At 60.3% G+C, this 8,396-nt stretch carries 9 protein-coding genes; 2 read left to right on the plus strand and 7 right to left on the minus strand.

Annotated elements, in window-relative coordinates; all coding sequences use genetic code 11:
* Together D8V06_RS16325 and D8V06_RS16330 are read right to left on the minus strand one after the other, a co-directional pair.
* Positions 1–482, minus strand: a 482-nt coding sequence (locus tag D8V06_RS16325; protein ID WP_130931315.1) for a twin-arginine translocation pathway signal protein, incomplete at its 3' end; no start/stop codon positions are given.
* Between the two features lie 28 nt (positions 483–510).
* A complete protein-coding gene (locus D8V06_RS16330) occupies positions 511–1,941 on the minus strand; it encodes a coniferyl aldehyde dehydrogenase (protein WP_130907658.1) in 1,431 nt (476 codons plus the stop codon).
* Positions 1,942–2,087: 146 nt separating this feature from the next.
* On the opposite strand from D8V06_RS16330, the gene D8V06_RS16335 reads away from it, so the two are divergent.
* Together D8V06_RS16335 and D8V06_RS16340 are read left to right on the plus strand one after the other, a co-directional pair.
* Positions 2,088–2,756, plus strand: a complete 669-nt coding sequence (locus tag D8V06_RS16335) for a TetR/AcrR family transcriptional regulator (RefSeq protein WP_056854001.1) — start codon at positions 2,088–2,090, stop codon at positions 2,754–2,756.
* 49 nt (positions 2,757–2,805) lie between these two features.
* Entirely contained in the window at positions 2,806–3,660 is an 855-nt protein-coding gene (locus tag D8V06_RS16340; RefSeq protein WP_056854000.1) for a sulfurtransferase, read from the plus strand.
* Between the two features lie 40 nt (positions 3,661–3,700).
* Here D8V06_RS16340 and D8V06_RS16345 read toward each other — a convergent pair whose 3' ends face one another.
* The 5 genes from D8V06_RS16345 to D8V06_RS30880 form a co-directional block, all read right to left on the minus strand.
* Positions 3,701–4,720: a hydrolase gene (locus D8V06_RS16345; RefSeq protein WP_130931316.1), complete on the minus strand. Its 1,020-nt coding sequence runs from the start codon at positions 4,718–4,720 to the stop codon at positions 3,701–3,703.
* A 73-nt stretch (positions 4,721–4,793) separates the two neighbouring features.
* A complete protein-coding gene (locus D8V06_RS16350; RefSeq protein ID WP_130931317.1) occupies positions 4,794–6,239 on the minus strand; it encodes a pitrilysin family protein in 1,446 nt (481 codons plus the stop codon).
* Positions 6,232–7,578 carry a pitrilysin family protein gene (locus tag D8V06_RS16355; protein WP_130931318.1) on the minus strand — a complete coding sequence of 449 codons (1,347 nt, stop codon included), beginning with the start codon at positions 7,576–7,578 and terminating at the stop codon, positions 6,232–6,234. Before D8V06_RS16355 ends, D8V06_RS16350 begins: the two co-directional genes overlap by 8 nt.
* Positions 7,579–7,681: 103 nt before the next feature.
* Positions 7,682–8,284: a 16S rRNA (guanine(966)-N(2))-methyltransferase RsmD gene (gene rsmD / locus D8V06_RS16360; protein ID WP_056853996.1), complete on the minus strand. Its 603-nt coding sequence runs from the start codon at positions 8,282–8,284 to the stop codon at positions 7,682–7,684.
* A partial coding sequence (locus tag D8V06_RS30880; RefSeq protein ID WP_241667833.1) for a hypothetical protein occupies positions 8,284–8,396 on the minus strand: 113 nt, incomplete at its 5' end. The genes rsmD and D8V06_RS30880, both read right to left, overlap by 1 nt.

Genomic DNA, 8,396 nt, shown 5'->3' on the forward strand with positions numbered 1-8,396 from the left:
ATCATCACCAGTTGCAGCAAAGAGCTGTGTCCCATGCGCAGCAAGTTCAGCGAGCTGTTTTCCCAGCGATCGAGGAAGTGCCGGATATCGTCGGCACTGGCGTTTTCCCAGCTGCCCCAGATCCCGGTCAACGGACCGCGTGTGACAGCCATGCCCAGCACATCGAACAGTTGCCGGGTCAGCTTGAGCATTTGCGGCGACAAGTGATCGAGGTTGTAGTCCAGACTTTTCAAAGTGCCATCGACCGCAGCCGGCATGCGTTCGGCGGTCACCGCACCGTCGAGCATTACCGGAAGCAAGGCCCGCAAAAACAGCAGATCGCCGCTGCGCAACGCCGCGAAACCACTTTGCGGTGCACCCGAAGAGCAACCCGTGAGGCTGGCACCCAATCCGGCGGTGGCGAGAAAGGCGCTGGCGCCGAGGCTGAACTTGAGCAGGCCGCGCCGTGACAGCGCGGGTGTATCGGACAGGCTTGGGTTCATTATTGTTATTACCCGAGGGTGACGATCGTTAGCGAATAAACAGCTTCTGGATCAGTTTCTGAATGGATTTACCGTACGGCGGATAGATCAGTTTCGCCGCGTTGAAGCGCTGTTTGATCAGCACACCCTTGGCCTTGCTGAAGGTGAGGAAGCCTTCGTGCCCGTGGTAGTGACCCATGCCCGAAGCACCGATGCCGCCGAAAGGCATGTCATCCTGAGCCACATGCAGCAGCGTGTCGTTGAGGCACACGCCACCGGAGTGGGTCTCGTGCAGCACGCGGTTTTGCTCGCGCTTGTCGTAGCCGAAGTAATACAGCGCCAGCGGGCGAGGGCGTTGGTTGATGTAGGCAAACGCCTGATCGAGATCCCGATACGGGACGATCGGCAGCAGCGGGCCGAAGATTTCGTCCTGCATCACGGTCATGTCATCGCTGACGTTGAGCAACAGGCTATGGCCCATGCGACGGCCCTGGCTTTGCTCGAACAGAGGAATCAGCAACGCACCCTTGCTGGTGGCATCGCTGACGTAGCCATTGAGCCGAGCCAGTTGTCGATCATTGATGATTGCCGTGTAGTCCGGGTTGTCAGTCAGCGTCGGATAAAACCCGCGCACAGCCGAGCGATAGGCTTCAACGAAGCCACCGACACGATCCTCCGGCACCAGCACGTAGTCCGGAGCCACGCAGGTCTGTCCGGCATTGAGGGTCTTGCCGAACGCGATGCGTTCGGCGGCGTCCTTGAGCGGCACATCGTGGGACACAATGGCCGGAGACTTGCCACCCAGTTCCAGCGTCACCGGTGTCAGGTTCTCCGCCGCCGCGCGCATCACGTGCTTACCGATGCTGGTGGCGCCAGTGAACAACAGGTGATCGAAACGCAGGCGGGAAAATGCCACGCCGATATCGGCCTCGCCCAGCACGACGCAGACCAGGTCTTCGGGGAAGATCCGCGCCAACAACTGCTTCATCAGCAAACCGGTGGCCGGGGTGGATTCGCTGAGCTTGAGCATCACCCGGTTACCCGCCGACAGCGCACCCACCATCGGGCCGATCGCCAGGTACAACGGGTAATTCCACGGCACGATCACCCCGACCACGCCCAGCGGCTGATAAACCACTTTGGCCGAGGCTGGTTGAAAGGCAACGCCGACCTTGCGCCGCGACGCACGCATCCAGCCTTTGAGGTGCTGGCTGGCGTAATGGATGCCGTGCAGGCTGGGCATCAATTCAGCGAGCAGGGTCTCATCGGCGCTGCGATGGCTGAAGTCCTGACTGATCGCGTCAATCAAGGCCTGACGCTCGCTGTTCAGCAAGTCGCGCAATGCCTTGAGCCACTGTTGGCGCTGGGCGGCAGGGGGCATCGGGTTGGCGGCATACGCCGCACGTTGTGCTTCGAACAGTGCCTGAAGCTCGTCCAGAGGCTGCTGTAGGTTTTGCAGGTAGGAAATTTCAGCAGTCATGGTCAGCTCCGGATTTATTCTAATGAGGCACTTTTTAGAGTCTATGCTCTAAAAAGTCAAATGCCTTCGTCGCGCAGTGATGTTCCATCCGCTTGCGGATAGGTCGTAAGATGCCCATCAACGCACTCTGAATTAAAGCTCAAGCCATGGCCCCACGGATCAAAACCAGCGAGCGCATCGTGCAGAACAGCCTGGAGCTGTTCAATCAACAGGGCGAGCGCAGCATCAGCACCAACCACATTGCTGCCCACATGGAGATTTCCCCGGGCAACCTGTACTACCACTTCCCGAACAAGCAGGCGATCATCGCCGTGCTGTTCAGCGAGTACGAAACCCTGGTGGACAGCTTTCTGCGCCCGCCACAGGGCCGCGCCGCGACGGTAGAAGACAAGCGCTTCTATCTCAAGGAGTTGCTCTCGGCGATGTGGGGTTATCGGTTTTTGCATCGCGACCTCGAGCATTTGCTCGACAGCGATCCGGAACTGGCCGCCCGTTACCGGCGCTTTTCCCAGCGCTGCGTGATTCAGGGCATGGCGATCTACGAAGGTTTCGTTGCCGCTGGCATCTTGAAGATGGATCGTGTGCAGATCGAGTCCCTGACCCTCAATGCCTGGATCATCCTCACTTCCTGGGTGCGCTTTCTGTGCACCACGCGGGAAAATTCCAGTCATCTGAGCGAGCAGGCGATCAAGCGCGGCGTGTATCAGGTACTGGTACTGGAAGCCGGATTCGTCACGGATGAGGCGCGCGAAGCGGTCAACGCCTTGTTTGAAGAGTTTTACGTGCCGTTGGCTCAGGCGCTGGAAGAGGTTTGAGCCAGCGCGTGCAGCAGGATTGAATTGCGTTTAATCACAGGAGCCCGCTATGCCCATCGCGCAACTGATCAGCCCACAAGCGCTGGACTTGAAAAAGGACCAGCCGGGGTTGGTGATTCTGGATTGTCGCTTTGCCCTTGAAGACCCGGATTACGGGCAGCGCAGCTATGCCGAGGGCCACATCAACGGGTCGAGCTTTGCTGATCTCGAGCGTGACCTCAGCGGGAAAGTGGTCAAGGGCGTGACCGGGCGTCATCCGCTGCCAGAGCCGGTCGAACTGATCGAGCGCCTGCAAGCCTGGGGCATCAACAATGACAGTGAAGTGGTTTTGTACGACGACGGCCCGGGCGCCTTCGCGGCTCGCGCCTGGTGGTTGCTGGCCTGGCTGGGCAAGCGTGACGGCGTGTTCATCCTCGATGGCGGGCTAAAGGCTTGGCACGCGGCGGGTTTGCCGCTGAGTCTGGATGCGTCCTCGATCACTCGCGGCACGTTCAGTGGCGCCCCGGATGCTTCGTTGCTGCTCAGTGCCGAACAATTGCAAAAGCGTCTCGCGCAACCGCAATTGACCTTGCTCGATGCCCGCGCACTGCCGCGCTTCAAGGGTGAAATGGAACCGATCGATCCGGTCGCCGGGCACATTCCCGGTGCACAATGTGCGGCGTTTACCGACAACCTCGGCGCGGATGGGCGGTTTCTGCCGGCTGATCAGCTCAAGCAGCGCTTCGCCGCAAAACTTGCCGACCGTTCGCCGAACGATCTGGTGGCGTACTGCGGTTCCGGTGTGACGGCTTGCCATAACCTGTTCGCATTGTGCCTGGCGGGGTATCCGCTGGGTGCGTTGTACGCCGGTTCTTGGAGCGAGTGGATCAATGATCCTGCGCGGGGCATCGCAGTAGGCGAGTGAAGAACAAAGCATCGATACGCTCGCAGCCCCCTTCGTATGCCTACGCCCGGCCTGCGTTGGCCAGCCACTGGGGGATGCGTCGTTCCAGGTAGTAACCCGGTTGCCTGACCGAGCCGTCGACGAACCCGACGTGTCCGCCCTTGGCCTGCAGTTCGAATTGCGTGCAGGCCGATAACTCATCGGCTTGCGGCAGGCTGTGGGGGAAGACGAAGGGATCGTCGGCCGCCTGAATGATCAGGGTCGGTGTGCGAATCTCCCCGAGAAAGTAGCGACTCGATGCGCGGCGGTAGTAATCCTCGGCATCCACGAAACCGTTCAGTGGCGCGGTCACCCGGCCGTCGAAATCCCAGAACGTGCGCATGTTTTCCAATGAACCGAGCGCGGCCAGTGCCGCCAGGCCGTCTTCCCGGCCGTCATGCTGGAACTGGCGCTGCTTGTTCTTGATGTAGGCCAGCATTTCGCGCATGAAGTGCGCCTGGTAGACCTTGGAAAAACCCTGGCCGATCCGGTCGGCGCACTGGTCCAGTCGGAACGGCACTGACACGGCCACCGCGCCAAGTACGCCGCTGTCACTGCCGGTTTCACCCAGGTGCTTGAGCAGGACATTGCCACCCAGGGAATAACCGACCGCATAGAGCGGCGCGAGTGGCCGCTTGGCCCGCAGATGTTTGATGGTTTCGGCCAGATCTTCGCTGGCGCCGGAATGGTAGCTGCGCGGCAATAGATTGGGTTCGCCCGAGCAGCCGCGCCAGTTCAGCGCGACGCTGGCCCAGCCCCGATCAGCCAAGGCTTTTTGCATGCCGGCCACGTAGGGCGAATTCGATGAACCGGTCAGCCCGTGCAGTACCAGCACCAACGGCGCTTCGGCGCTGTGCGGGCCGTACCAGTCGAGATCGAGAAAATCACCGTCTTCGAGCCACAGGCGTTCGCGGTCGCGGTCGATGTGCACGGTTTTACGCCACAGCGGCCCCCACAAGGTTTGCAGGTGCGGGTTGCCGATGCCGAAGGCGGGGGTGAAGGAGGGCGGTGAGGCCAGTGCGGGGTGCGGTTGCACAGTCATTCTCGGTGGATGTGTTCATGAGTCTGCCGGAAGACGCGGCGGGACAGCGCCGCGACCGCGTCACCCTGGCAGTCTAACTTGCCACAATCTCACCAGGCACGCGACACATGGCATTGGTTGCGCTTTCGCTCGGCTCGGGCAGCGGTTGTTGATCGGCCTTTGGCCCCAGGATGACCGCCTGCCATTGTCCAGAGTGGTAATGCCGGTTGAGTGCACTCTTGATTGATGTGAGGTTCAGCTTCGAAGCCGCTTGCGCGTCAAAATCCAGGTCCAGCGGCAGATTTTGTGTGCTGATGGCGTACAACTGTCTCAAGATCTGCGCATTGGTTGCGCTGTTCAACGGCGCGCTACCAATCAGTTGCTGTTGGCTGTCTTCAAGTTCCCGTTGGGTCGGCCCGTGGTTGAGAAAGTCGCTGAACATTGTCTCGATGTGGGCCAGCACCGCATCGGCCTGCTCGGGTCTGGTCTGTATTTCGATGGAGAGAAGCCCTTGTGCCTGAAGGGCTGAGAGTTCGGCCTCAACGTGATAGGTCAAGCCTCGGCGTTCTCGCAGTTCATTGGTCAGTCGTTTGCTGAAAACCAGCATGGCTGTCTGCAGCGCGACGTAATCCGGATTGCTTCGCAGGACACTTGGCTGGGCCAGGCGCAAGTAAGCCTGAGTCGATGTCCGCTCAACGCGCAGCAGACCTGAAGCGGTCGGGCTGGTCGCGGGTCGAATCGCAGCAATGGCCGGCCCCTTGGGCAAGGCTGCGGCTATCTGCGCACCAATGTGCTGGGCTTCCTCTTCGGTGAGGTCGCCAACCAGTGTGATTTGGGCATTGCCCACGGCATAGGCCTCGCGATGAAAGTCCTCCACCTGGGTGCGAGTGATGGAGGCAAGGCTGGCCCGGGTTCCGAAGAACGACTGAGCATAACCGTGGTCGGGAAACAGCTGGCCGAGGTTCGCGTGGCGGGCTTGAATGGCGTGGGACTGGTCTTCGCGATCCAGAACGTACTGCAATTGTGATTTGACTGCGGCCATGGAGGCCTCCGGCAGCATCGGCTTGCCGAGGATTTGGGCAAACAAATCCAGGGCTGGTGTGCGTCGTGATTCGTCACTCAAGCTACGCAGGGAAAACCACGTCCGATCCTGGCTGATCCCCATATCCATCTTTGCGCCCAGGTTATCGAAGGTCGCCTGTATGGCATTGACGTCCTTGCCCGCCACACCTTCATTCAACAGACTGAAGGTCAACGCTGCCAGGCCCGGTTGATGTGCTGTGTGGGCGCTGCCGGCGGCAAAGCTTACGAGGGTGTCGAACATCGGCAAGCCAGGGGTACGGATGAACAGGATCTTGGTGCCGCTGAAAGTCTTGTAACCCTTGATCGATAGCGTGCGTTGGAACGCAGGCGCTTGTGCTTCGCTGAGCGATTGCAGCACCGGTTTTGGGGGCGCCGTGATTGCAGCGGCATTGGCCTGAACGCTGAGCAGCATGCTTGCCAGTATCAATCCATTGATCAAGCCTTTGAACTTATCCATTGTTCTTCTCCGGCAGGATTTTCGCGGTACTCAGGCGCTCACGCGTCAGATAAGTCTGTGCCACCTGTTGAATATCCAGCGGTGTGACCTTGTTCAGCTCTTGCGTATCCAGATCGGCAAGCCGCCAGTCCAGGCCAATGGTCTGCAAAAGACCCAGGTTGTGGGCTTGTCTCTGCAGGTCGTCCTGCGCATAAACCAGGTTGGCGATCAGCAGGTTTTTCGCGCGTTCCAGTTCTGCCGGTTCCGGTGCCTTGCTTTTGAGTGATTCGATCACCTGCCACACACGGGTGAGGGCTGCGTCAGCATCATTGAGCTTGTCCGCATTGAGCTGCATGCTGATCGTCAGTAACGAGTCGCCGCGATTGAAGGCGTCGTATTCCGAGAGGACCTCGGTGAATATTGACTCGCTCAGTTGCAGTCGCTGTTTGATGCGTGCGCTATTGGAACCGGCCAGTAACATATCGAGCAGGCGCAGGGCATGGGCGGTCCGACGATCCAGAGCCGTGGCCAGGCTTGGCGCGTTGAAACTCATGATCAAGCGCGGGGACGCCACGGGTGCATGCAGGGTCAGCGATCGTTCGCCGGCAGAAGTGAGTTCGACAGGGGCAGGGGCCGCCGGTGTCATGCCTCGCTCAAGGTGGCCGAAATACTGCCGTGCAAGGGCCTTGATCTGCTCGGGCTGGACATCGCCAACGACCACCAGGGTCGCATTGCCCGGCGAATACCAGGCCTTGTACCACTGCTGCAATTGCGCGGTACTCATTCGTTGCAGGTCATGCATCCAGCCAATTGTCGGGGTGCGATAGCCGCTGGCGGGGTGGGCGATGCTGTTCAGTCTTTCTTGAGCCAGCACGGTGATTTCATCATCGACGTACATCCGCCGCTCTTCCTGAATGACCTTGAGCTCCGGTGTGAAGTCCTGCGGATCCAGCTCGGCCGTACTCATCAGATCGGCGAGAATTTCGAACGCGACGCCGACGCGGCCGGAAGCGAGTGTCTGGTAAAAAACCGTGAAATCAGGGCCTGTATAGGCGTTTTGGCTGGCGCCCAGACTTTCCAGTATCGCCTCGAATTCTCCAGCGCAGGCCTTGCTGCTGCCTTTGTAGACCATGTGTTCGAGGGCATGGGACAGGCCCGACTGGCCGGGCGGCTCGTAGCTTGAACCGGCCTTGATCCACAGCTGAGCGGTGACGATTGGGGAGCGATGGTCCTCGCGCACGACGACCTTGAGGCCGTTATCCAGCACGAAGTCTTGCGTCGCAGGGGGTGTGGCAGCGCTGGCCATGAGCGGCAGCCAGGCGATAAATGGCAGTACAAAAATGCAGCAGGAGATGTTCATCCGTGTTCATCCTCAGTGGTTTGCAGGGTTATGCGCAAACCACTGTGGATGATCCGTAAGGACGTCAGGCGGTAACTATGTAGTGCTCCTCACAATCGCAACGTCAGGCGCCGCGCTGCCACAACGAGTAATACACTCGCCCGGATTTCTGCTCCCGGTGCAGGCGCCAGTTCTGCGGCAGGCCCAGGGTTGACGGCGCTGACTCGCTTTCGGTGTATATCCAGGCATCGTCGGCCAGCCATTGGCGCTCTTCGAGCAGGGCGCAAACGGCGGGCAACAGGTTCTGGTTGAACGGCGGGTCGAGGAACACCAGGTCGTAGGGCGTGGCGGTCTGGGTTTCCAGGTAGCGCAGGGCGTCAGCGGTCTGAACCTGGCCGGTGGTGCAGCGCAATGTGCCCAGATGTTCCTTGAGGCTCGACACCGCGAGGCTGCTGGCGTCCAGCGCCTGACCCATGGCCGCGCCACGGGACAGGGCTTCGAGGAACAGCGCGCCGCTGCCGGTGAACGGGTCCAGCACTTTGGCGCCTGGAACGTAAGGTGCGAGCCAGTTGAACAGGGTTTCACGCACCCGGTCCGGCGTCGGACGCAGACCCGGCGCATCGGGGAAGCTCAGTTTACGGCTGCGCCATTCGCCGCCGATGATGCGCAGCTGGTTCACGCCGTTGTGCACGTTGTGGACGGGTTTTTTGGGACGGGAAGTAGCCATTAATGCTCCGGAACCCCGAGCGGTTGCTCGGCAGGTTTATCAGTAGGGGCCGGCAGCGGCTTTTGCGGCACGGTCGGGCCAGCGCTGACGATGACCATTTTGTCCGTGCTCA

The organism is Pseudomonas sp. Sample_24, assembly GCF_004307605.1.
Lineage (GTDB): Bacteria > Pseudomonadota > Gammaproteobacteria > Pseudomonadales > Pseudomonadaceae > Aquipseudomonas.

Excerpts from the sequence above, each read along its gene's own strand:
- D8V06_RS16330 (WP_130907658.1), bottom strand. The coding sequence starts at position 1,941 with ATGACTGCTGAAATTTCCTACCTGCAAAACCTACAGCAGCCTCTGGAC.
- rsmD (WP_056853996.1), bottom strand. The coding sequence starts at position 8,284 with ATGGCTACTTCCCGTCCCAAAAAACCCGTCCACAACGTGCACAACGGC.
- D8V06_RS16345 (WP_130931316.1), bottom strand. The coding sequence starts at position 4,720 with ATGACTGTGCAACCGCACCCCGCACTGGCCTCACCGCCCTCCTTCACC.
- D8V06_RS16335 (WP_056854001.1), top strand. The coding sequence starts at position 2,088 with ATGGCCCCACGGATCAAAACCAGCGAGCGCATCGTGCAGAACAGCCTG.
- D8V06_RS16340 (WP_056854000.1), top strand. The coding sequence starts at position 2,806 with ATGCCCATCGCGCAACTGATCAGCCCACAAGCGCTGGACTTGAAAAAG.
- D8V06_RS16355 (WP_130931318.1), bottom strand. The coding sequence starts at position 7,578 with ATGAACATCTCCTGCTGCATTTTTGTACTGCCATTTATCGCCTGGCTG.
- D8V06_RS16350 (WP_130931317.1), bottom strand. The coding sequence starts at position 6,239 with ATGGATAAGTTCAAAGGCTTGATCAATGGATTGATACTGGCAAGCATG.